18 protein-coding genes are annotated in these 23,449 nt (G+C 60.6%); all 18 read right to left on the bottom strand.

Annotated features, from left to right (window positions below; genetic code table 11):
* Positions 1 to 117: 117 nt before the first annotated feature.
* Positions 118 to 690 (bottom strand): hypothetical protein, encoded by a 573-nt coding sequence (locus CLU93_RS06385; RefSeq protein WP_099760439.1) that lies wholly within the window; start codon positions 688 to 690, stop codon positions 118 to 120.
* Between the two features lie 168 nt (positions 691 to 858).
* Positions 859 to 1,206 (bottom strand): energy transducer TonB, encoded by a 348-nt coding sequence (locus CLU93_RS06390; RefSeq protein WP_071079328.1) that lies wholly within the window; start codon positions 1,204 to 1,206, stop codon positions 859 to 861.
* A 60-nt stretch (positions 1,207 to 1,266) separates the two neighbouring features.
* Entirely contained in the window at positions 1,267 to 3,006 is a 1,740-nt protein-coding gene (locus CLU93_RS06395; protein ID WP_099760440.1) for a methyl-accepting chemotaxis protein, read from the bottom strand.
* 534 nt (positions 3,007 to 3,540) lie between these two features.
* A complete protein-coding gene (locus tag CLU93_RS06400) occupies positions 3,541 to 4,005 on the bottom strand; it encodes a hypothetical protein (protein ID WP_099760441.1) in 465 nt (154 codons plus the stop codon).
* On the bottom strand, positions 4,005 to 4,955 hold the full coding sequence (dusA, locus tag CLU93_RS06405; RefSeq protein ID WP_373629873.1) for a tRNA dihydrouridine(20/20a) synthase DusA: 951 nt from the start codon (positions 4,953 to 4,955) through the stop codon (positions 4,005 to 4,007). Before dusA ends, CLU93_RS06400 begins: the two co-directional genes overlap by 1 nt.
* A 176-nt stretch (positions 4,956 to 5,131) precedes the next feature.
* The gene (gene typA / locus CLU93_RS06410; RefSeq protein WP_099760442.1) at positions 5,132 to 6,964 is read right to left on the bottom strand and encodes a translational GTPase TypA; all 1,833 of its coding nucleotides are present in this window, start codon (positions 6,962 to 6,964) and stop codon (positions 5,132 to 5,134) included.
* A gap of 255 nt (positions 6,965 to 7,219) precedes the next feature.
* Positions 7,220 to 8,155 carry a tRNA pseudouridine(55) synthase TruB gene (gene truB, locus CLU93_RS06415; RefSeq protein WP_099760443.1) on the bottom strand — a complete coding sequence of 312 codons (936 nt, stop codon included), beginning with the start codon at positions 8,153 to 8,155 and terminating at the stop codon, positions 7,220 to 7,222.
* Positions 8,156 to 8,157: 2 nt separating this feature from the next.
* On the bottom strand, positions 8,158 to 8,580 hold the full coding sequence (gene rbfA, locus CLU93_RS06420) for a 30S ribosome-binding factor RbfA (protein ID WP_034782531.1): 423 nt from the start codon (positions 8,578 to 8,580) through the stop codon (positions 8,158 to 8,160).
* 114 nt (positions 8,581 to 8,694) lie between these two features.
* The gene (infB, locus tag CLU93_RS06425; protein WP_099760444.1) at positions 8,695 to 11,553 is read right to left on the bottom strand and encodes a translation initiation factor IF-2; all 2,859 of its coding nucleotides are present in this window, start codon (positions 11,551 to 11,553) and stop codon (positions 8,695 to 8,697) included.
* A 46-nt stretch (positions 11,554 to 11,599) separates the two neighbouring features.
* On the bottom strand, positions 11,600 to 13,165 hold the full coding sequence (gene nusA, locus CLU93_RS06430; RefSeq protein ID WP_099760445.1) for a transcription termination factor NusA: 1,566 nt from the start codon (positions 13,163 to 13,165) through the stop codon (positions 11,600 to 11,602).
* The gene (rimP, locus tag CLU93_RS06435; RefSeq protein WP_071079329.1) at positions 13,162 to 13,650 is read right to left on the bottom strand and encodes a ribosome maturation factor RimP; all 489 of its coding nucleotides are present in this window, start codon (positions 13,648 to 13,650) and stop codon (positions 13,162 to 13,164) included. Before rimP ends, nusA begins: the two co-directional genes overlap by 4 nt.
* 341 nt (positions 13,651 to 13,991) lie before the next feature.
* Complete coding sequence (rluB, locus tag CLU93_RS06440; protein WP_099760446.1) at positions 13,992 to 16,106, bottom strand: 23S rRNA pseudouridine(2605) synthase RluB; 2,115 nt, start codon at positions 16,104 to 16,106, stop codon at positions 13,992 to 13,994.
* Positions 16,099 to 16,893, bottom strand: a complete 795-nt coding sequence (scpB, locus tag CLU93_RS06445) for an SMC-Scp complex subunit ScpB (protein ID WP_099760447.1) — start codon at positions 16,891 to 16,893, stop codon at positions 16,099 to 16,101. The genes rluB and scpB overlap by 8 nt, the downstream gene beginning before the upstream one ends.
* A gap of 412 nt (positions 16,894 to 17,305) precedes the next feature.
* Positions 17,306 to 18,325, bottom strand: coding sequence for a glucokinase (locus CLU93_RS06450; protein WP_099760448.1), 1,020 nt, complete (start codon positions 18,323 to 18,325; stop codon positions 17,306 to 17,308).
* A gap of 349 nt (positions 18,326 to 18,674) precedes the next feature.
* Positions 18,675 to 19,637, bottom strand: coding sequence for a VTT domain-containing protein (locus tag CLU93_RS06455; RefSeq protein WP_071079180.1), 963 nt, complete (start codon positions 19,635 to 19,637; stop codon positions 18,675 to 18,677).
* Positions 19,638 to 19,664: 27 nt separating this feature from the next.
* On the bottom strand, positions 19,665 to 21,356 hold the full coding sequence (locus tag CLU93_RS06460; protein WP_099760449.1) for an ABC transporter ATP-binding protein: 1,692 nt from the start codon (positions 21,354 to 21,356) through the stop codon (positions 19,665 to 19,667).
* Positions 21,357 to 21,365: 9 nt separating this feature from the next.
* On the bottom strand, positions 21,366 to 22,481 hold the full coding sequence (locus tag CLU93_RS06465; protein WP_099760450.1) for an ABC transporter permease: 1,116 nt from the start codon (positions 22,479 to 22,481) through the stop codon (positions 21,366 to 21,368).
* Between the two features lie 9 nt (positions 22,482 to 22,490).
* Positions 22,491 to 23,429 (bottom strand): ABC transporter permease, encoded by a 939-nt coding sequence (locus tag CLU93_RS06470; protein ID WP_070219240.1) that lies wholly within the window; start codon positions 23,427 to 23,429, stop codon positions 22,491 to 22,493.
* Positions 23,430 to 23,449 lie beyond the last annotated feature (20 nt).

The following is a 23,449-nucleotide window of genomic DNA, read 5'->3' on the forward strand; positions in this document are numbered from 1 at the left end:
GTACTATAAGAAATTACGCCGGGCTTTGCTGCGCTTTTACCGATTGTTACACGCCGACGCACGCCGCAACATGCAATGTGGCAAAGCGGCCACAAGCAGGCCAGACGCCATGTTTCCTCAAATAAACGGAATCGCGCACGTGTCGATGGCCTTGCCGGCGGCATCGTAGCGCTGCACGCACACCTGGTAGCGCACGCCGTAATCGAGTTCGACTTGCTCGACCTTGCCATACTTCAATTTCCAGCTGGGCTGCACGCGCTGCTTGCCCGCCAGCGCGGCCACATCCTGCGGAATCGCCATCGCCGTTTGCGTCTCGCCCTGGCGCGCATCCTGGCGCCGCGCCACGTCGATCGATACGCTCACGGCCAGGTCGACCCCGCCATCCACATAGGCCAGCGTGGGAGCGCCGCGCTGCGCCCGCATCACGCCCCAGGCGCAAGGCTTGCCGTCCGCATCGCATTGCTTCAATTGCGCCAGCGGGAAATACTCAGGGGCAATCTTGCCATCCTTGATGGGCCAGCTGGTGCGCACGCCGTCGCGCTTGCCCGTCAGGGGATTGTCCCAGCTCAGGCTATTCACGACGGCCACGGTCTGCCCCGCCTGCAAGCCCGCAGGCGTGCCCAGCGATGCGCAAGCGGAAAGCAGCAAGCCGCTGGCGGCCAGGGAGGAAAGTGTCAGGATGCGCTGCATGGTAAGCCTCTTGTGATGGGATGTCCCGAAGGTATGTTTCGAGGGTAACAGAATCGGCAGCGACGGTGCCGTTGGCTGGCGCACATAACAGAACGGGCGGCGCCGTTGCAGGCGCCGCCCGTAGCGGAGTCGGCCATGCCGGGAGACGCGCTCCCGGCGACAGGTGGATCAGTCCAGCTTCCAGGCGTAATCGACCTTGGTCCAGGTTTGCGCTGCGGCGCCATCCTTGGTGCCCGGCTTGAACTTGCATGCGGTCAGGGCCTTGATGGCGGCCTTGTCCAGGTTCTTGAAGCCGCTGCTCTTGTCGAGTTTCGAATCGGCCACGCTGCCATCGGCATTGACCAGGAAGGACATCGACACGGTGCCCTGCTCTTCGTTCATCAGCGAGGCTTTTGGATAGTCGGCCTTGCAGTTCTTGGCATCGAACGACGCCGGCACCTCGGCCGCGAAGGCGGCGGAAGAAACGGACACCAGCAAGGCTGCTGCAACACTCATCAAACGCTTATTCTCAAACATGTGCTTCCCCATGATTATCAGATACGGTAATTACAACTTCCTGAGCGCTGTTGGTCGCGCTTAAAACTCTTCCCACTCGTCATTGCTGCCGGCGCCTGCCGCCTTGCGTGGCGCAGGAGCGGCTGCGGGAGCGGACGCTTCCGTCTTGCGGGTCAGCGACTTGACCGGGCGCAATACCGGTGCCGGCTTGCGCGCGGCCACTGGTGCGGCGGCCACGGGTGCCGGCACATACGCTGCCGGCTTCTCTTCGCCTTCGACCAGTTTGAAGATGCTGACCACATGGGCCAGTTCGGCCGCCTGGTCTTGCAAGCTTTGCGCCGCAGCGGCCGCCTGTTCCACCAGGGCCGCATTTTGCTGCGTCATGCCATCCATCTCGATGATCGACAGGCTGACCTGTTCGATGCCGGCGCTTTGCTCCTGGCTGGCACTGGCGATCTCGCTCATGATGTCGGTGACGCGGCGCACGCTGTCGACCACTTCGCCCATCGTCACGCCAGCCTGGCCGACCAGGCGCGTGCCCCGTTCCGTCTTCTCGGCCGAATCGTCGATGAGGATCTTGATTTCTTTCGCGGCGCCAGCGGAGCGCTGGGCCAGGTTGCGCACTTCCGAGGCCACCACGGCAAAGCCGCGGCCTTGCTCGCCGGCACGCGCCGCTTCCACGGCCGCGTTCAGCGCCAGGATGTTGGTCTGGAAGGCGATGCCATCGATGACGCCGATGATGTCGACAATTTTCTTCGCCGATTCATTGATCGAGCTCATGGTGTCAACCACTTGCGACACCACGGAGCCGCCCTTCAGGGCCACGTCCGAGGCGGTGGCAGCCAGCTTGTTGGCTTCGCGCGCATTGTCCGCATTCTGTTTCACGGTCGAGGTCAGCTCTTCCATGGCCGATGCCGTTTTTTCCAGCGCGCTGGCCTGCATTTCCGTGCGCGACGACAGGTCGATATTGCCGGCGGCGATCTCGCGCGACGCCGTGCCGATGGTTTCCGTGCCGACGCGTACCTGGCCGACGATGCCGACCAGGCTGTTGCGCATCTCTTTCATTTCCGCCAGCAGGCTGGAATTGTCCGAGCTTTGCGTATGGATGCCGATCGACAGATCGCCCTTGGCGATGCTGCCGGCAATCGAGGCCGTGTAGTCGGGTTCGCCGCCCAGCTGCTTGAGCAGGCCGCGGGTAATCACCAGTGCCGCCGCCACGCCCATCGCCACGGCCAGTACGCCGAGGATGATCATGAACAGGCGCGCGCTGTCGAACGCCTTGCGGGCATCCGATTGCATCTGCTCGTTCAACTTGTCTTCCAGAGTGGCCAGTTGCTCCAGCGCATCGATCCATTTTTTCTGTACCGGGCGGATCTCCTTGATCATCACGCGCGTGGCGCCTTCCGCATCGTTGGCCATCCACAGTGCCGACGCCTTGGCGATGGCCGGCATGGCTGCCGCCTCGTATTCCTTGATCGAAGCGAGCAAGGTTTTTTCTTCGGCAGTCGACTCGATGGCGAATTTCTCTTCGAGCTTTTTCTGCGTTTCCTGATAGGTGCTGGTCTGCGTCTTGATACGCGCCATTTCCGGCTCCATATCGCTCGCGTCGGTCATCAGGGTAAGGATGCGCAGCGAGGTGATGCGGTCGCTGACGTTGCCACGCATGTCGATCACCAGGCGGGTGACGACATTGTTGACATTGATCACGTGATCGAGACGTTCCTGGATTTGCGCCATGCGCGCGATGCCGAGGACGGTCACGGCCACCAGCAGAACCAGTACCAGGGCGAATCCCAGGCCCAGGCGGGTACCAACCTTCATTTTTGCTAAATTCATTTCGGCTCTTCGTAAATGAAACTATTGATAAGAATTTTTGCCCGGCACGACAAGACGAAGGCCGCGAGACACCGGTATCCGCCCTTACCCATTGGTATGCTGGCGGTATCCGGCCGCACGCAGCCTGGGGTACTTCCTGGTCTACAACAGCCCTGAAAATGCCAGTGACTGCGAATGCAAATTTGTTCCACAGGCTGAATTGTTGACACCGTTAATATGAAATCAACATCAAAAATTCACATGAGAAATATTTGTCTATAATCAATTATAGGTGTAAATTTTGCCTCAAAGCAAGCAATAAGTACCTGAATAAATGCCTGATTAACTTTCTTCGGGGAAATGGCAACAACGCCGTTTCTTGCCCCATAGAAATGCCCCACGACAGTGCGGGCGTGCGCCGAAACAGCGCATTTACAACACATGGCGTAGCCATATTGCATCGTTTTTGGAGAGGTACTCAGAGGAGGGGGTAGTGCGGACAATACCAGTGCGCAAGGGCACCGGTATAGACAAGTTGGATTAGCGGTCCCAGCTGCAACGCATCACATAGGCGTGACACTCTGTGCCAAAGACAAAGACGCTCCAGATGGCGCCCAATTGACTGGCCAGGCTGCCCTGACCCGATGATACCAGTTGATACCAGTGCGGCTCGCTGCCCAGCAGTTCGGCCAGTTCGCGCTCGAAACCGTCGAACAGACGCGCGTCGAGCGGCTCGCGGTCCGCCTCGCTCATCGGCAACAAGCGATCGAGCAGCCACTGGCGCGGCGTGCACAAGGCCCCGCTACATACCATGCTCTCGATCGGCTGCAGGCGCATGCCGTCCGGCTGCAGCTTCAGCGTGCGGCACAGCGCGTCGAGCGACGCCTGCGGCGCGACGGGCCCCAGATACTCGCACAGAAACAGGCTGCCATCATCCTTCAATGCTGTGACGGCCTGCAGGTAGCCATGCAACTGCTGTGCATGGGCGTGGACGTCGCCGCGCATCAGGCAGGCAGCGACAGGCGCGCGGCCGCTTCCAGCAGCAAACGCGGGTCGCCCGAGACCAGCTTCTTCGAGTCGGACAGGGTCTGGCGGAAACCGCGCGCGCCGGGCAGGTTTTGCATCAGGCCCAGCATGTGGCGCGTGATGCTGTTGAGCTTCAGCCGCCCCGCTTCCTTTTCCAGCTGCGCACTGATATACGGAATCATCGCTTCGAGCACCTGTTCGCGCGTTTTCACGGGCGTGTCGTCGCCGTAGTAGCGCTGGTCGAACTGCGCCATCACGTACGGGTTGTGATACGCCTCGCGGCCCAGCATCACGCCGTCGAGGTGCTGCAGATGCAGGTCGATCTCGTCCAGGGTCTTGATGCCGCCATTGATAATGAACTCGAACTGCGGAAAATCGCGCTTCAAGCGGTAGGCATAGTCATACTTGAGGGGCGGCACTTCGCGGTTTTCCTTCGGGCTCAAGCCTTTCAGGATGGCATTGCGCGCATGCACGATAAACGTCTTGCAGCCGGCATCGGCCACGGTGCCGACGAAGTCGCGCACGAAGTCATACGATTCGCTGTCGTCGATGCCGATGCGGTGCTTCACCGTGACGTCGATATCGACCACGTCGCGCATGGCTTTCACGCAGTCGGCCACCAATTGTGGCTCGGCCATCAGGCAGGCGCCAAACGCGCCTTTCTGCACGCGCTCGGACGGGCAGCCGCAGTTCAGGTTAATTTCGTCATAGCCCCACTGCTGGCCCAGCCTGGCGCTGGTGGCCAGGTCTTTCGGGTCGCTGCCGCCCAGCTGCAGCGCCACCGGGTGCTCTTCCTCGTTGAAGCGCAAATGGCGTTCCACGTCGCCGTACACCAGCGCGCCCGTCGTCACCATCTCGGTGTAGAGCCAGGTGTGGCGCGTGATTTCGCGGTGGAACTTGCGGCAATGGCGGTCGCTCCAATCCATCATGGGGGCAACGGACAGGCGGCGGGAAGGCAGGGTTGGGACGGTCACAATACGCTCACTACAAAAAAGGGATGCCAGAACGGCAAACCCGCTGCGTCGCATCACCGCAAGGTTATGCAAGCACAGCGGGTCTGGTTGGCGCGGCGACGCAGCGCCGCACCACTACACCACTACAACAATTACGCGTCGCGGCCGGCGCGCTTACGCTCGTTTTCTTTCAGGAAGCGCTTGCGCAGACGGATCGATTTAGGCGTGATTTCCACCAGTTCGTCGTCGGCGATGAATTCCACCGCGTATTCCAGCGACATTTGCACTGGTGGTACCAGGCGCACTGCTTCATCGGTACCCGACGAACGCACGTTGGTCAGCTGCTTGCCCTTGATCGGGTTGACGACCAGATCGTTGTCACGCGAGTGAATACCGATGATCATGCCTTCGTACACTGGATCGTTGTGGACCACGAACATGCGGCCGCGATCTTGCAGTTTCCACAGGGCGTAGGCAACAGCGGCGCCGTCATCTTGCGAGATCAGCACGCCGTTACGACGGCCAGCCATTTCGCCACGGGTGTTGTCGACTGGCGCGTATTCGTTGAATACGTGGCTCATCAAGCCGGTGCCGCGGGTCAGGGTCATGAATTCGCCCTGGAAGCCGATCAGGCCACGTGCCGGGATCAGATACTCAAGACGCACGCGGCCCTTGCCATCCGATTCCATGTTTTGCAGGTCGCCACGACGACGGCCCAGCTCTTCCATGACGCCGCCCTGGTTGACTTCTTCCACGTCGACCGACAGGTTTTCAAACGGCTCGTGGCGCACGCCATCGACCATTTTGTAGACCACGCGCGGACGCGATACGGCCAGCTCGAAGCCTTCGCGACGCATGTTTTCCAGCAGAATCGTCAGGTGCAATTCACCACGGCCCGATACTTCAAAGATCGTGTCGTCGTCGGTCGGCGCTACGCGCAGAGCAACGTTGGCTTTCAGTTCGCGGTCCAGACGGTCACGCAATTGACGCGAGGTCACGAACTTGCCTTCGCGGCCAGCCAGTGGCGAGTTGTTGACCATGAAGTTCATGGTCAAGGTTGGCTCGTCGACGGTCAGCATCGGCAGCGCTTCTGGGGTATCGACTGCGCACAGGGTCGAACCGATGCCGATTTCGTCGATACCGTTGATCAGGCAGATGTCGCCGGCGACAGCTTCGTCTACCAGCACGCGCTCCAGGCCCTTGAAATTCAACACCTGGTTGATGCGGCCTTTGATCGGCGTGGCGCCTGGACCGTTGATGACCAGCACGTCCTGGCCGACCTTGACGGTACCGCGGTTGACGCGGCCAATGCCGATCTTGCCGACGTACGACGAGTAGTCGAGCGAGGTGATTTGCATCTGCAGCGGGCCTTCCGGATTGTCATCACGGACAGGCACGTGTTGCAGGATCGCATCGAACATCGGCTTCATGTCGCCGCTGCGTACGTCTTCGGTCAGGCCGGCATAGCCGTTCAGGCCCGAAGCGTAAATGATAGGGAAATCCAGTTGCTCGTCGGTAGCGCCCAGTTTGTCGAACAGTTCGAACGTCTGGTTGATGGCCCAGTCCGGACGTGCGCCTGGACGGTCGATCTTGTTGACGATGACGATAGGCTTCAGACCCAGTGCCAGCGCTTTGCGCGTGACGAAACGGGTTTGCGGCATCGGGCCTTCTTGTGCATCGATCAGCAGCAGAACCGAGTCGACCATCGACAGAACACGTTCCACTTCGCCGCCGAAGTCGGCGTGGCCTGGGGTGTCGACGATGTTGATGTGGGTGCCTTCGTACTCAACAGCGCAGTTCTTCGACAGAATCGTAATGCCGCGCTCCTTTTCCAGGTCGTTCGAGTCCATGACTCGGGTGTCGACCGCTTGGTTTTCACGGAAGGTGCCGGATTGGCGCAGCAGCTGATCCACCAGCGTGGTTTTGCCGTGGTCAACGTGGGCGATAATGGCGATATTACGAATTGCGCGTTTTGTATTTGACATGGTCGTAGTAGTTACTGAAAAACTGCGGAGTGCGTACAAGGTGTACGAGATACCCGAATGCTAATCTATTTCCGGAACCGCGTAGTATAGCATGTTGCGTTGCAACGCTATCTAAAAATGCTGGCGGCTCCCGCAGTCGGGGACGATTTGTTTAAAAAAGCGACACTGTTTAACGAATGTATGCCGGGGTCAGACCCTCAATACCGCCAACTCAGAGGCTTGCGCCAACGGTCGAGGGGGGTCTGACCCCAGCTTTTATTGATGTGCCGTGGCAATGAGACGCTCCGGCGCCAGGATGCTGTATTCCTGCAACTGGCCCGTGCCCAGCAGCTTGCTGTCGTGATACACGCGCACCCTGCCCGGTTCGGCTGGTACGGCGACCTCTTCCTTGCCCAGTGCGATGCGCTGGCCATGCAGGAAACGCTTGGCCAATTCTTCGGTCAGCTGGACGGCGGAGAAACTCGACAATAATGCATCGACGGGCGCAAGCAAGCTCAGCGGCGCGGCATGCGCCGTCAGCTCGTCCAGGGTGACGACGCCATCCAACGTCAGGCTGCCCACCTGCGTGCGGCGCAAGGCGTTCAAATGACCGCCACAACCGAGGGCATGGCCGATGTCTTCGCCCAGCACGCGGATATACGTGCCCTTGCTGCACATCACGGACAATTTCAGGAACGGGGCTTCATAGCCGAGGAACTCGAGCTTGTGGATGGTCACCGGGCGCGCTTCGCGCTCCAGGGTGATGCCGGCCCTTGCATACTCATATAAGGGCTTGCCGTCGCGTTTCAAGGCCGAGTACATGGGCGGCGTCTGCAAAATCGGCCCGCGAAACTGCGCCAGCACGGCTTCGATCTGTTCTTCGGTGACGTTGACGTCGCGCGTTTCCAGCACCTCGCCCTCGGTATCGCCCGTATCCGTCGTCTGCCCCAGATGCACCAGGGTTTCGTAGGTTTTATCGGCTTCCAGCAAGTCCTGCGAGAACTTCGTGGCCTCGCCAAAGCACAGCGGCAGCAAGCCCGTGGCGAACGGATCCAGCGTGCCCGTATGGCCCGCTTTTTTCGCATTCAGCACGCGCTTGGCCTTGATCAGGGCATCGTTGCTGGACCAGCCCACGGGCTTATCGAGCAGCAAGACGCCGTCGACCAGGTCGCGCACCCGCTTGATGCCCGGTGGTTTCTTCGGACCTGCCACTGTTATTGCTCGTCCGCTTTGTCTGCAGGCTTTTCGTCCGGCTCGGCGTCGGCCGCGCGCGTGGCGTTGGCCTTATCGATCAGCAAGGACATTTCCATGCCGCGCGACGTCGAGCTGTCGTGCACGAAATGCAGCATCGGCAAGGTATGGATGTGCAGGCGCTTGCCCAGCAAGCCACGGATGAAGCCAGACGCGGCCATCAAGCCTTCGGTGGTGTTCTTGATGGCTTCCTTGCTGTCTTTCAACATCGTGAAAAACACCTTGGCATGCGCGTAATCGGGCGTGATCTGCACTTCGGTGATGGTGATCATCGTGCCCACGCGCGGGTCTTTCAATTCGTAGGCGACGATTTCAGCCAGATCGCGCTGGATCTGGTCGGCCACGCGCAAGCCGCGCGCTGGCATGGTTTTGCTATGTTTAGCCATGATTTTATGCTGTCCTAAGTGCCGCAGGGCGCATGAGTCAAACGGTTGCCCGTTGACCAATGCGCCCCACGTGTTTGCGCGGACATCACTATGTCCGCGCCAATACTGCTGTGATTACAGGGTACGAGCGATTTCCTGGACTTCGAACACTTCCAGGGTGTCGCCAACCTGAATGTCGTTGTAGTTGCGCAGCGACAGGCCGCACTCCAGACCGGCGCGAACTTCTTTCGCATCGTCCTTGAAGCGTTTCAGGGAGTCGATCTCGCCGCTCCACACCACGATGTTGTTGCGCAACAGGCGGACGGAAGAAGCACGCTTGACCACGCCATCGGTGACCAGGCAACCGGCAATCGCGCCCACTTTCGAGACCAGGATAACCTGGCGGATCTCGACCTGGCCGATGACGGTTTCGCGTTTCTCTGGTGCCAACATGCCCGACAACGCCGAACGGATCTCGTCGATCGCATCGTAAATGATGTTGTAGTAGCGAATGTCCACGCCATTCGACTCGGCCAGCTTGCGTGCCTGGGCATCAGCACGGGCGTTGAAGCCGATGATGACCGCTTTCGAGGCGACTGCCAGGTTGACGTCCGATTCCGTGATGCCGCCGACTGCCGCGTGAACAACTTGTACGCGCACTTCGGAGGTCGACAGTTTCTGCAACGAACCAACCAGCGCTTCTTGCGAACCTTGCACGTCGGTTTTGATGATCAGTGGCAAGTTTTTCACTTCGCCTTCGGCCATCTGGTCGAACATGTTTTCCAGTTTCGCAGCTTGCTGCTTGGCCAGTTTCACGTCGCGGAACTTACCTTGACGGAACAGACCGATTTCACGCGCCTTGCGCTCGTCCGCCATGACGACGACTTCTTCACCGGCAACCGGCACTTCCGTCAAGCCCTGGATTTCGACCGGAATCGAAGGACCGGCTTCAGCGATGGACTTGCCGTTCTCGTCCAGCATGGCGCGAACACGGCCATACGAAGAGCCAGCCAGAATCACGTCGCCGCGTTTCAATGTACCGGACTGCACCAGGATCGTCGCAACAGGACCACGGCCCTTGTCCAGACGCGCCTCGACAACCAGGCCGCGCGCAGGCGCATCGACCGGTGCCGTCAGTTCCAGCACTTCGGCTTGCAACAGCACTTGTTCCAGCAGATCGTCGATACCTTGGCCCGTTTTGGCCGACACCGGCACGAATGGCGATTCGCCACCGTATTCTTCCGGCACGACTTGCTCGGCGACCAGTTCCTGCGTCACGCGGTCCACGTTGCCACCCGGTTTGTCGACTTTATTGATCGCCACCACCAGCGGTACGCCGGCTGCTTTCGCATGGGCAATCGCTTCTTTCGTTTGCGGCATCACGCCATCGTCGGCGGCAACCACCAGAATCACGATGTCGGTTGCCTTGGCGCCACGGGCACGCATGGCGGTAAACGCTTCGTGGCCCGGGGTGTCGAGGAAGGTGATCATGCCGCGTGGCGTATTGACGTGGTAAGCGCCGATATGCTGCGTAATGCCGCCCGCTTCGCCGGAGGCAACCTTGGCGCGACGGATGTAATCGAGCAGCGAGGTCTTGCCGTGGTCGACGTGACCCATGACGGTAACCACCGGTGCGCGCGGCTTCGACTCGAAGTGCGCGTGTTCGCCCACATCGGCCAGCAACGCTTCCGGATCATCCTGCTCGGCGGCGAACGCCTTGTGGCCCATTTCTTCCACCAGAATCATGGCGGTTTCCTGGTCCAGCACCTGGTTGATCGTGCACATCTGGCCCAATTTCATCAAATGCTTGATGACTTCGGATGCCTTGACGGACATTTTGTGTGCCAATTCGGCCACGGTGATCGTTTCCGGTACGTGCACGTCTTTGACGACGGCTTCCGTAGGCGCCTGGAAGTTCGATTCACGGTCGTCATGGTGCGTCGGGCGACGGCCCTTCGCGCCACCGCGCCAGCTGTCACGGCCGCCTGGGCCGCTATTGCCGCGTGGCTTCGGACCACCGGTGGTGCCGCGTTTTTTCGCGTCATCGGACCAGGTGGACGACACATTCGCCGACTTGATGGATTTCTTGTCTGCAACAGCAGGCTTCTTGTCGCCCGGCTTGTCGCCAGGTTTCTTGTCAGCAGGCTTGTGCAGGGTGCCTTCCGGCGCCTTCGGCTTGACCGGAACCGGTACGGGTTCCGGTGCCTTGATGGCGCGGCGTGGCGCGTTCATCATGGCCTTGATCTGGGCAACTTCGTCGGCAACAGCCTTGCGTGCACGGTCCGTGGCTTCCGCTTTGTCAGCGGCTTCCTTGGCGGCAACAGCAGCGGCGGCAGCTTTCTTCTTCGCTTCTTCAGCGGCAGCAGCTTTTTTCGCTTCGGCAGCGGCGTCGTCAACGACAGGCGCAGCGGCGCTGGCAACAGGCGCAGCAGCAGCCTTGGCAGCCGCTTTCTTCGCTTCCGCGTCAGCTTCTTTCTTCGCAGCCAATTCAGCCTGTTGTGTGGCTTTCGCCTGGGCTTCTTTTTCCGCGTCGAGCTTGGCCAGACGTTCTTGCTTTTCGCGCAGATCAGCTTCCTGGCGGGCGATCAGTTCAGCCTGTTTACGGGCATCTTCTTCACGGCGCGCCACGTCGGCGGGATCGATCACCGGTGCGGCAGGCGCGACCGGTTCTGCTGCGACCGGCGCAGCTTCGTCACGCTGGACGAAAGTGCGTTTCTTGCGCACTTCCACCTGGATCGTGCGCGACTTGCCGGTGGCGTCAGCTTGCTTGATTTCAGTCGTTTCCTTGCGGGTCACGGTGATTTTTTTCTTTTCTGTGTCAGCCGCTGCGCCGTGTGTGCGGCGCAGATGATCCAAAAGCTTGTCCTTATCATCTTTCGACAATGGATCTGACGTCGAACTTTTCTCGACGCCGGCAGAACGCAGCTGCGTCAGCAGCAAATCTGCAGGCATCTTCAGTTCGGTGGCAAATTGGGCTACGTTGTTACTCGCCATTCAGTCCTCTTTTCTATGTGTCGCGGAGATGATAAAGATACTCAAATTAAGCCTTTGCGGATTCGGCCAGACTCCATGCCCTGGCTTGCAACGCCTTGGCACGATCGTCATATTTCGAGTCAACCAACTTCATCTCATCGTCGGTCACATCTTTAAATTCACTTGTAATCAGTTCACGCGCACGGTCCGCAGACAAGGCCAGGATTGCGCCAAATTCGTCGTATGCCAGTGCTGCAAATGCTTCAACGGTCTTGATACCAGCCAGACCCAGCTTGCCGGCGGTAATGCGGTCCATGTCTTCCAGACCCACCAACGCCTCGTCCATGCCTTCCAGCCCCTCTTCCGAAGCAATCGCTTCGGTCACGAGCGCATCACGCGCACGGGTACGGAGTTCATTGACGGTATCTTCGTCAAACGATTCGATTTCCAGCATTTCGGAAATTGGCACGTAAGCGATTTCTTCCAGACTGGCGAAACCTTCTTCTACCAGAATATCGGCCACTTCCTGGTCGACATCGAGCTTTTCCATGAACAGGATGCGCACGGCAGCCGTTTCCTGGGCAGCTTTGTCAGCCGATTCTTCGGCCGTCATGATGTTGATCTTCCAGCCGGTCAGGTCCGAGGCCAGGCGCACGTTCTGGCCGGAACGGCCGATCGCGATTGCCAGGTTTTCTTCGTCCACGACGACATCCATCGCGTGTTTTTCTTCATCGACCATGATCGACGACACGTTCGCCGGCGCCAGGGCGCCGATGACGAACTGCGCCGGATCTTCCGACCACAGCACGATGTCGACACGTTCGCCACCGAGCTCGCCGGTCACAGCCTGCACGCGCGAACCGCGCATGCCGACGCAGGTACCGATCGGGTCGATGCGCTTGTCGGCCGTGTAGACGGCGATCTTGGCGCGCACGCCGGCATCGCGGGCTGCGGATTTAATTTCCAGCATGCCTTGCTCGATTTCCGGCACTTCCAGTTCGAACAGCTTCATGATGAATTCTGGCGCGGTGCGCGACAGGATCACTTGCGGGCCGCGCATATTGCGGTCGATGCGCAAGATGAAAGCACGCACACGGTCGCCGATACGCAGATTTTCTTTCGGGATCATCTGGTCGCGTGGCAGACGCGCTTCGATCTTGCCCGATTCGACGATGGCGTCGCCGCGTTCCATGCGCTTGATGGTGCCGGTGACGAGCGAATCGCCGCGTTCCAGGAAGTCGACCAGGATCTGTTCACGTTCGGCGTCACGCACGCGCTGCAGGACGACCTGCTTGGTATCCTGGGCGAAACGGCGGCCGAATTCAACGGATTCGATCGGCTCTTCGATGTGGTCATCGACTTCGATATCGGAAATCTGTTCTTTTGCTTCGAAATGCAGGATCTCCTGATCCGGCAATTGCAGGCCCGCTTCATCAGGCACCACGTGCCAGCGGCGGAACGATTCGAATTCGCCCGTTTCGCGGTCGATCGAAACGCGGATGTCTACCTCACCCTCATACCGTTTCTTCGTGGCTTGCGCCAACGCGAATTCGAGGGCGCCGAAGACGACATCTTTATCGACGTTTTTTTCGCGCGCCAGCGCGTCAACCAATAATAAAACTTCGCGGCTCATGCTTTGCGTCCCTTAAAAACCACCTGCGGCACCAAGCGTGCCTTATCCACATCCGCGAGCGTAAACTCCAACATCGCCGGACCATCCTTACCTTCAAATTCCAACGACAATTTATCGCCCACGGGTTCTTGCAAGATCCCCTGGAACGATTTCCGGTTGTTCGTACCCGGCATCGCCACATTCAGCTTGACGATGATTTCCTGGCCTGCGAAACGGACAAAGTCTTCCAGCTTGCGCACCGGACGATCCAGACCCGGGGAAGAAATCTCGAGACGCTCGTAAGGAACGTTCTCTACCGTCAACACATGCGATAACTGGTGACTCACCGTGGCACAGTCTTCGACCGTGATCGGACCTTTTTCAGCGGCATCGGCGGCGCTGAAATCAATAAAGACGCGCAGCATTCCGCGCTCGGCACGTTCGACATCAACGAGCTCATAGCCCAGACCTGTAACTGTCTTTTCAATTAATCCCAACTGCTGCAAGAAATTCTCCAGAAATAAGGCCCGTTTTCGGCATGACAGCACCGCATTGAGCGCCGACAACATGCAAAAACACGCATTCAAGTCATATATGGCCCCTTGCGGAGCCATGACAAACGGTTCAACAAAAAAAAAATGGGCATCTGCCCATCTTCCTGTATTTCCCCAACCAGATAAGCACTCCCCGCCAAACAACCCTGCGGAGAACTTTTATTAGGCTGCAGATTATAACCTCTTATTAACTTCGCCGCAATGCCGCGCACAAGGAGAGGCCCGGCTTACAACAGTTACAAGAGCGCGCACCCGCAGCAGATTAGCGGGCGCGCAAGAAGAAATCCCCTGATTTAACCTTTGCTGCGACGGCGCGGCATGCCATCCATGCCGCCACGGTCCATGCCGCCACGCGGCTGACCAGCTGAACGCGCTTGCCCACCTGCACCGCCCGCATTACGGCGCGGACCCGTGTTGGCAAAGCCGAAGGCCGTTTGCAGCGGATCGGGCTGGCGCGGAGCGCGCTGCGGCGCGCGGCCTTCAGCACCGGCCGGACGTCCCTGTCCCTGGCCTGCCGCACGCGGCGCACGACCCTGGCCCTGGCCTTGGCCTTGCGCACCGTCGAACGATGCCGACGAACGCGGCTGACCGCCCTGGAACGGACCTTGCGGCTGGCCACGGCCAGGACCACGCGCTTCGCCTGGACGGCCGGCGCCACCTGGGCGACCCTGGCCTTGCGGACGGGCAAACTGGCCTTGCGGCTGGCCACGGCGCGGTGCGACCGGGAATGGATCGGCGTTGCGGTTGCTGACATCTATGCGGTTGCCATTCGGCTCGTCATCGCGGTCCTTGCGTTCGACCTTGCGCGCTTCGCGGCCCTTGGCGGCGCCAGCGGCACGGGGGTCGCCCGATGCCGGCATTTTCTTTTCAATACCGTAAGCGGTCAACAGATCGCGCACGGTATTTTCTTCCATCTCTTCCCAACGGCCGCGTTTCAGGCCGCTCGGCAGGGTCATGGCGCCGTAGCGGGTACGGATCAGGCGCGAAACGGTCAGGCCGATCGCTTCGAACATGCGGCGCACTTCGCGGTTACGGCCTTCGCCGATCACCACGCGGTACCACTTGTTGATGCCTTCGCCGCCGCCATCGGCGATCTTCGAAAATTGCGCCAGGCCGTCTTCCAGCTCGACGCCGGCCAGCAGCTTCTGGCGCATGCCCTCTTCCAGCTCGCCCAGGGTACGCACGGCGTACTCGCGGTCGATGCCGTAGCGCGGGTGCATCAGGCGGTTGGCCAGGTCGCCGGAAGTGGTAAACAGCAGCAAGCCTTCCGTGTTGAAGTCGAGGCGGCCAACGGCCAGCCATTTGCCGGCTTTCATGGTCGGCAGGCGGTCAAACACGGATGGACGGCCGTCCGGGTCGTTGTGGCTGACGATTTCGCCGGCCGGCTTGTGGTACACCAGCACTCGTGGCGGCTTCTTGCTGACGCGGCGCTGGATCAACTTGCCATTGATGCGCACGTGGTCGCTCGGCAGGATGCGCTGGCCGATATGGGCTGGCTCGCCATTCACGGACACGCGGCCCGACATGATCAAGTCTTCCATGTCGCGGCGCGAACCGAGACCGGCTTCGGCCAGCACCTTGTGCAGCTTCGGCGCGTCGTCGTCGGACGTCAGGTCGCGGCGCACGGCCACTTTCTGCACGCGGCCCGTGCCGCCTTCTTCGCTGTCGAACGCGTCGGAGGTGACGAACGAGAAGACCGCATCAGCGTCACTGAGTTTACCGGGCACAGCCTGGCGGCCCTTGCCCTTTTTACGGCTCTTGCCGGCATTCTTGCCGGCGCCCGGCACATCGTTGCGCGGACCGCGCGGCAGGCGCGGACCGGACACGAGGTTGCCTTCGGCATCGAACACATCGGCGACAGGCGCGGCGGCCTGCTCGGCGGCAGGCGCTGCTGCAACGGCTTCGGCTGCCTGCGGCGCTTCGGCGCGCGGCGGCTGGCGCAGTGCGCGTTCCGCCTGCACGCCACGCATCTGGCGCGGACCACGGGTCGGACGTGCTTCGGCCGGCTTGTCAGCGACGACTTCCGGCGCGGCTTCCGCCTCGGCGGCAGCGGCCTTGGCGGCGGCGCGGGCGCGCGGCGGACGCGGCGCCGGGGCAGCAACTGCTTCGGCAGCGGCTTCCGCAGCGTCGGCGACGGCCTTCAGGGCCGGCTTGGCGCGGGTTTTCTTGACGGCTGGTGCAGCTTCTGCGGCAGAATCGCCTGCAGCAGCGGCAGTGACGGGCGCGTCGGCGGCCACGTCGGCTTTGGTGCGGCGCTTCGGCTTGGCAGCGACGGCATCGCCGGCGGCAGCAGCAGCGGTTGCAGCAACCGCGTCGGCTTCGATCTGGGCCTTGGTGCGGCGCTTGGGCTTGGCAACGATGGCTTCGTCGCTGGCGATTACTGTCTCGGGTGTGTTCGGATTATTCATTCTTCGTTTCTTGGCTGTGCTGACCTGGCGCAGCGTCAACCGTTAGTTCTGGCGCAGGGTCGTGAGTGTAGGCTTCGTCCGTGGGCGAAGCATCGGGGCCGGCATCAAGGCTTGCTGTCACATCTACATCTGTCACAGCCGTATTGTTACCTGCACCAAGCTGGGGGACAAGCTCATTGCTTGCCTTGTCAAAATTTTCTTGCAGGGCCGCTTCCAGGGCTTCGAGCCCATTGCCCTGCATGTCACTGATTTGCTGCAAAGGCGGCAGCTGGGACAGCGAATGCAAACCCAGGTCATCCAAAAACTGCTTGGTGGTGGCCAGCAAGGCCGGCCGTCCCACCACGTCGCGGTAACCGATGGCATCAACCCAGCCACGGTCTTCCAGCATCTTGATCGTCTGCGAATTGACGGCAACGCCACGGATTTCCTCGATATCGCCGCGCGTCACCGGCTGGCGGTAGGCGATGATGGCCAGGGTTTCCAGGGTCGCCCGCGAATACTTGGGCGGCCGCTCGGGCGTCATGCGATCCAGATACATCTTCATTTCCGGGCGGCTTTGAAAGCGCCAGCCCGAAGCCAGACTGACGATCTCGATGCCGCGCCCTTCCCACTCCTGCCGCAATTCTTCCAGCAATTGCTTGATCGTGTCGGCGCCGACGCCGACGCCACGCACGCGACCGTTCTCGTCCGCATCGACGAACAGCTTTTTCAGGCTGTGGATCGTCAGCGATTCACGAGCGCACAGCAACGCGGTTTCGAGGACTTTTTTAGCCTCAATTGTATTCATAGCAATTCTGTGCGGATGTGTATTGCAATTCGTAGGCAGAGAAAGAAATCAAAAACGTTCATTTCAACGTAACAGATGGCAGACATCGATGATGACGCCGTGCTGGGTTACAAGTTGAGGCTGTTTTTCCGACGCCTTGGCCGATGCGCGCAAAGCGGGATTAAAGCGGATGCAGTGAAAGTCCTGCCATCCATGGTGCTGGCCTTAATTAACCTTCACTAAGTAACCAGCAATGAAACGATCTCCGGAGCAGCTGCTTTTCCCGTGGCGAAGATTCAGCCAGACAGGAGAGCGACAGTCGTCGTTTCATCCAACGATGCCAATTGTACCTGATAAAAAGCGGAAAAGCGCAAAACCGGGCAAAACACGCGTTTTACCCGGTCCTGGCGCGACACATCACCCACTGCCCGCATCACAGGGAGGCGAGTTTCTCCGAGAGAATGGCCGATGCACCCAGGAAAGCCGGGTACTGCGCCGTGATGACGAAGGTCGGCACTTGCGACACATAATTGGCGAAGCGGCCCTTGCGCTCGAAGCGGGCGCGGAAGCCGGAGCGGTCGAAACGCGCCCCCAGGCGTGGCACGATGCCGCCGCCGATATAAATACCGCCGAGCGCGCCCAGGGTGACGGCGACGTTGCCCGCCACCGTGCCCAGCATGCAGCAGAACGCCTCGATGACGTCGTCGCACAGCTGGGATTCGCCAGCCAGCGCGCGGCGCGTGATTTCCGCCGCCGGCAAGGCTTCCGCCGGCACGCCCGCGCGGTCGGCCAGGGCGCGGTAGATCAGTTCCAGGCCATCGCCGGAAATCAGGCGCTCGGCCGAGACGTGCTCGTATTCGCGCCAGGCAAATTGCAGGATGCTCACTTCCACTTCATTGAACGGTGCGAAGCTGACGTGGCCGCCTTCGCTTTGCAGGGCGATCCAGCCGCCGTGCGAAGGAATCAGGCCCGACACGCCCAGGCCCGTGCCGGCGCCGATCAGGCCGATGGCCGTGTTCGGACGGGCCGTGCCCGCGCCCACCTGGTGCTTTTGCTCGTTCGACAACTGCGGCAAGGAACGCGCGAGGGCCGTGAAATCGTTGACCACGTCCAGGGTCGTGAAACCGCACTCTTCGCGCATGGCGCGGATCGAGAACGACCAGTGGTGATTCGTCATGCTGAGGAAATCGCCGTCGACCGGGTTGGCGATGGCGATCACGGCATGGCGCACGGCTTGCCCGCCGGCGGCCGCGATGTGCGGCAGGGCCAGATAGGCTTGCAGCGCGGCGGACAGGCTCGGGTAATCGGCACAGGGCAGCACTTCGACCAGGGTGATGTGGCCAGCGGCCACTTCCAGGGCGAAACGGGCATTGGTGCCGCCCACGTCGGCCAGCAGGCGCGGTCCATCGGCAAAGGCGGAAGTCGGCAGTACGGGAGAAGACGAAGCGCTCATGATTTTAAATGATGAAGTGGGACGCATGGGACGCCAAGCTTAAAGGATGAATGCGCCCGGAGGCAAGCAAAGTTTGTAGTTTAAGTACATCAAAACCAGCCTTTATTGGTAGTTCCACTCCAAATGCAACAGGCAGGGCCAAAATTACTCAAGAACAACGCTTTATAGTAAGTACTTGCACACGGCAAGCGCGCGAAAAGCATGCTGCATAGCAGCAGGAATCGCCTTGCAAGCAAAGTATGCCGGAGTTTGCGCAAAGCCGCTTTGTACGGGACGGCGCAGGCCTGGCGCTGCCGTCCTGGTCGCTTGGAAAAGGCGTTTTCGTATTATTACTACCGGTTTTTACGGCTCAGGAGGGCATGCCTTCGCCCAGCAGGCTGGCAGGCGCCGGCTGGTCCGAGCGGTAGGCGGCATTCCACGCATCGAGGCCGCCATGCAGGGGCTTAGCCCGGTGAAAGCCGTGCTGGTGCAACAGCTTGGCCACTTGCGCGGCCGTCACGTCGTTGGGACAACTGCAATACACGATGATGTGGCGGTCCTTGTCCATGGCGATCATGGCGGGCACGGGTTCCTTGCCATTGAAGAACAAGGCGCCCGGCACGGCCGGTTCCAGCGCTTGCGCCGTGGCGCTGCGCGCGTCGACCATCAGCGGCTCTTCGCCCTGCTCTATGAGTTCGAGCAATTCATCGATACCGATGCGCTCGATCTGCAAGGCTTGGCGGAAACGCCGGCGCTCGAGAAATTTATACAGCAGGAACAAGCCCAGCAAGGTGGCCAGCATCAGCAAGGCCGTGCTGCCCATGGTGCTGAGCAAGTCGAGCACCTGCTGCACGCTGGCATGGAAAATCACGCCGACGACGATGCCCGTGCCGCTCCACAGCAAGGCGCCCAGGCCCGCGTACAGGAAGAACAGGCCCGGCGGCGTACCCAGCGCGCCCGACATGGGCGCGGCCACGGTATTGAAACCCGGCACGAACTTGGAAACGATCAGGGCTTTCGGGCCCCAGCGCTTGAATTTGTCTTCCGTCTGGCTGACGCAGTAATCGGGCGACAGCGAGATACGGCACAACAGCCGCAGGATGCGCTTGCCAAAATGGCGGCCCGCGCGGAACCACGTGAAGTCGCTGATCAGGCAAGCACCGAGCGCGGCGGCCAGCACCAGCCCCCCATTCATGTCGCCATCGACGGCCAGCGCCCCCGCCACCACGAGGATGGGAAAGGCGGGAATCGGCAAGCCGAGTTGCTCCACCAGCACGATGCCAAAGACAATCAGGACACCGTAATGTTCGAGCAGGTAAATGAGGTTGGGCATGGCCGCTATCTTACCGTAAAAAGCCCCCTACAATTGCACGCCCTTGGGTATGGCGCTCAGCAGGGTGCGCGTGTACGGATGCACGGGATTGCGGTACAGCTCATCCGAATCGGCCAGCTCCACCACCTGCCCCTTGTGCATCACCATCACCTGGTCGGCGATGTATTTGACCACCGACAAATCGTGCGAGATGAAGATGTAACTGAGGCCAAATTCATCCTGCAAGTCCTGCAGCAAATTGAGTACCTGCGCCTGCACCGACACGTCCAGCGCCGAGACGGATTCGTCGCACACCAGAATTTCCGGCTGCATGGTCAGGCAGCGGGCAATCGCGATGCGCTGGCGTTGCCCGCCCGAGAACTCGTGCGGATAGCGGTGGAATGCCTGTTCCGGCAAGCCCACCTTGTCGAGCAGCCAGTAGGCCTTGGCGATGCGTTCCTGGTCGTTCGCGCTGATCTTGTGGATGCGCATCGGTTCGAGCAAAATCTGTCCCACCGTGAAACGCGGGTTCAAGGACGCATATGGATTCTGGAAAATGATCTGGATGCGGCGTTTGTACGGCAAATATTCCTTGTTCGGCATGGCGATCAGGTCCTTGCCGTGGAACATGGCCGTGCCACCCGTCGCCTGGTGCAGGCGCAATAAGGTCAATCCCACCGTCGTCTTGCCGGAACCGGATTCGCCCACCACGCCCAGTGTTTTTCCGCGCGGCAAAGTGAACGACACGTCCTTGACAGCCTGGAATTCGCGCTTGCCGAACAGGCCGACACGCGTATAAAAGCTTTTACTGAGGTTATTCACCACCAGCACCGGTTCATCACCGGGCGTGTAGCCGCGCGTGCGCTGCTTCATGTCGATGCCGGGACCGGCCTTGCCGTCCATATAGTCGGCGATGACGGGCAAGCGCCACGGGCGCTCGTCCAGCGACGGACGGCAATGCAGCAGGGCTTTCGTGTAGCTGTCTTGCGGCGCTTCAAACACTTGCCGCACTTCGCCCGTTTCGCGCACTTCGCCGTGGCGCATGACGATCACCTGGTCGGCGATCTCTCCCACCAGGCCCAGGTCGTGGGTAATGAAGAGCACGGACATCTGATGTTTCTTTTGCAGCGCCGCGATCAAGTCCATGATCTGCTTCTGGATCGTCACGTCCAGCGCCGTCGTCGGCTCGTCGGCAATCAGCAGTTTCGGTTCGCAGGCGATCGCCATGGCGATCATCACGCGCTGCTGCTGGCCGCCCGACATCTGGCTCGGGTAGGCGTCGATCTTGGTGGCCGGATCGGGTATGCCCACTTCGTCGAGCAACTCCAGCGTGCGGGCGCGCGCCTGCTTGCGGTTCATGCCCATGTGCTGGCGCAACACTTCGGCGATCTGGAAGCCGACGGTAAACACGGGATTCAGCGACGACATCGGCTCCTGGAAGATCATCGAGATATCCTTGCCGCACATGGTGCGCCGCTCGGCGATCGACAATTTGAGCAAGTCGCGCCCGCCAAAGTGGATGCTCGAGGCGGGAGCTATGATGGTGTTATCCGGCGGCAACAAGCCCATCACGGCCAGGGAGCTGACGGACTTGCCGCTGCCCGATTCGCCCACCAGCGCGACGGTGCTGTTGCGCGGCACGTTGAACGAGATGCCCTTGACGGCTTCGAACGTGGTCTTCTTGTCCAGGCGGAAGGTGACGCGCAGGTCGCGCACTTCCAACAGGTTATTCTGGTCCATGAGCAACTCCTATTTCACTTTGGGGTCGAGCGCATCGCGCAAGGCATCGGTAAACAGCGAGAACGCCGTCACCAGTACGGCCATCGCCGTGGCGGCGGCTGTCAGCTGCCACCATTTGCCCAGGATCAGTTCATTTTGTGCTTCGTTGAGCATGCTGCCCCACGAGACGGTGCCCACCGGCACGCCAAAGCCAAGGAAACTCAGAATCACTTCCGCCTTGATGAAGCCCACCACGAGGATCGACATTTGCACCAAGGCCACGTGACTGACGTTGGGGAAGATGTGGGAAAACATCTTGCGCCAGTGCGAGGCGCCGATGGCGTCGGCCGCCATCACGTATTCGCGCGCCTTGTGCTTGATGTATTCGGCGCGGATCAAACGGTATGGCCCCGTCCAGCCCGTCAGCCCCAGGATCAGCACGATGGTCAGCACGCCCTTCTGTTGCAGCACGGCCGCCACCGTCAAAATCATCAGGATCGATGGAATCGACGTAAAAATGCTGTAGAACCAGTTGAAGAAATCGTCGACGATGCCGCCGAAGTAGCCGGACACGGCGCCAAAAATCGTGCCCAGCACGACGGCCAGCAAGGCTGCCACCAGGCCCACGATGATCGACGTTTCGCCACCCTTGATGGTTTTCTGCACGATGTCGTGGCCCCACTTGTCGGCGCCGAACGGCAGGGTTGCCGCCTTGTGCGTGACGAGTTTCTTGGCCTTGCCCATGCCGGCGCGCAAGGCCGTCAAGTCGTCGGCCAGCGGGTCGGTGACGCCGTACATCTCGACGCCAGCCGAGGGATTACTGCCCATCTGCGCGCGCAGTTCGGCGATATCGTCGGCCAGCGGGTCGAGCACATTGACGGGTGTGGGCGCGCTGCGCTCGTCCGTCAGAGGAATGGCGCCATCACCGGACGCGGACGCATCCTTGTCGGCGCCGATGAAGGTGGGCGGCGCATAGCTGACGGCCACTTCGTCTTCCCAGTTCGAGGCGAGCAGGCCGCTGGCGGAGGCCAGCACCAGCAGGAAAAAGGCGCCGACCACGGCCAGCGATACCATTGCAATCTTGTCGCCGCGCAAACGGCGCCACGCCAGGGCCCACAGGCCGGGCGATGTATGAGGTTTCGACATCGTCTCTTTCTACTTCAGTTGTACGCGAGGATCGACCGCCTGGTACAGCAGGTCGGTGAGCAGGTTGAAGAGCATGGTGGCGGCGGCAACGTACACGGTGATCGCCTTGATCACCGGAAAGTCGCTGCGCTCGACCGCCAAAATCACTTCACGCCCGATGCCGGGGATGCCGAAAAAGCGCTCGAGCAGGAAAGCGCCGATCAGCAGGGCCGGCAAGTTCGACATCACATAGGTGATGATGGGGATGCCGGCGTTGCGCAGCACGTGGACCCACATGATGCGGCCTTCCTTGAGACCCTTGGCGCGCGCCGTGCGCACGTAATCCTGGTTGGCCTCGTCCAGCACGAAGGTGCGGAACAGGCGCAGGGTCGGCGCGATCGAGACGGCCAGGCCGATCAGAATCGGCAGGGTCGAATAGCGCAGCAGGTTTTCCCAGAAACTGTCACCCCAGCCCTGCACGGGGAACAGGCCCAGCTTGTAGGCAAAGCCGTACTGGAAGACGATGATGTAGACGAGGATGGAAATCGACATGCCCACCGTGCAGGCGATCATCACCATGCGGTCCGTCAGCGAACCGCGCACGAAGGCGATGGCCAGCGCCAGCGCCACGCCAAAAAACGTTTCCAGCACGGTCAGCGGAATCAAGACCATCATCGACGGCCCCAGACGCGAGGTGATGATGTGCGACACGGATTCGCCCGTGGCCCAGCTCTGGCCGAAATCAAACGTGACGATCTGCTTGATGAAGATCCACAGCTGCACGTAATACGGCTGGTCGACACCGAGCTGGCGGCGGATGTTGGCGATGCTTTCGGCACTGGACATCTTGCCGGCCAGGATGTAGGCGGGGTCGCCACCTACCCAGTTGAACAGGATAAACACCAGCAGGACGACGCCCAGCATGGTGGGCAGCATCTGCCACAAGCGGCGCAGGATATAAGCGAACATAATGATTCCTTGTTGTTATA

The organism is Janthinobacterium sp. 35 (genome assembly GCF_002754575.1).
Lineage (GTDB): Bacteria > Pseudomonadota > Gammaproteobacteria > Burkholderiales > Burkholderiaceae_D > Janthinobacterium > Janthinobacterium tructae.

Excerpts from the sequence above, each read along its gene's own strand:
- CLU93_RS06385 (WP_099760439.1), bottom strand. The coding sequence starts at position 690 with ATGCAGCGCATCCTGACACTTTCCTCCCTGGCCGCCAGCGGCTTGCTG.
- infB (WP_099760444.1), bottom strand. The coding sequence starts at position 11,553 with ATGGCGAGTAACAACGTAGCCCAATTTGCCACCGAACTGAAGATGCCT.
- CLU93_RS06470 (WP_070219240.1), bottom strand. The coding sequence starts at position 23,429 with ATGTTCGCTTATATCCTGCGCCGCTTGTGGCAGATGCTGCCCACCATG.
- CLU93_RS06460 (WP_099760449.1), bottom strand. The coding sequence starts at position 21,356 with ATGGACCAGAATAACCTGTTGGAAGTGCGCGACCTGCGCGTCACCTTC.
- CLU93_RS06450 (WP_099760448.1), bottom strand. The coding sequence starts at position 18,325 with ATGAGCGCTTCGTCTTCTCCCGTACTGCCGACTTCCGCCTTTGCCGAT.
- CLU93_RS06390 (WP_071079328.1), bottom strand. The coding sequence starts at position 1,206 with ATGTTTGAGAATAAGCGTTTGATGAGTGTTGCAGCAGCCTTGCTGGTG.
- CLU93_RS06455 (WP_071079180.1), bottom strand. The coding sequence starts at position 19,637 with ATGCCCAACCTCATTTACCTGCTCGAACATTACGGTGTCCTGATTGTC.
- CLU93_RS06395 (WP_099760440.1), bottom strand. The coding sequence starts at position 3,006 with ATGAAGGTTGGTACCCGCCTGGGCCTGGGATTCGCCCTGGTACTGGTT.
- CLU93_RS06465 (WP_099760450.1), bottom strand. The coding sequence starts at position 22,481 with ATGTCGAAACCTCATACATCGCCCGGCCTGTGGGCCCTGGCGTGGCGC.
- rluB (WP_099760446.1), bottom strand. The coding sequence starts at position 16,106 with ATGAATAATCCGAACACACCCGAGACAGTAATCGCCAGCGACGAAGCC.
- dusA (WP_373629873.1), bottom strand. The coding sequence starts at position 4,955 with ATGATGGATTGGAGCGACCGCCATTGCCGCAAGTTCCACCGCGAAATC.
- nusA (WP_099760445.1), bottom strand. The coding sequence starts at position 13,165 with ATGAGCCGCGAAGTTTTATTATTGGTTGACGCGCTGGCGCGCGAAAAA.
- typA (WP_099760442.1), bottom strand. The coding sequence starts at position 6,964 with ATGTCAAATACAAAACGCGCAATTCGTAATATCGCCATTATCGCCCAC.
- CLU93_RS06400 (WP_099760441.1), bottom strand. The coding sequence starts at position 4,005 with ATGCGCGGCGACGTCCACGCCCATGCACAGCAGTTGCATGGCTACCTG.
- scpB (WP_099760447.1), bottom strand. The coding sequence starts at position 16,893 with ATGAATACAATTGAGGCTAAAAAAGTCCTCGAAACCGCGTTGCTGTGC.
- rbfA (WP_034782531.1), bottom strand. The coding sequence starts at position 8,580 with ATGGCTAAACATAGCAAAACCATGCCAGCGCGCGGCTTGCGCGTGGCC.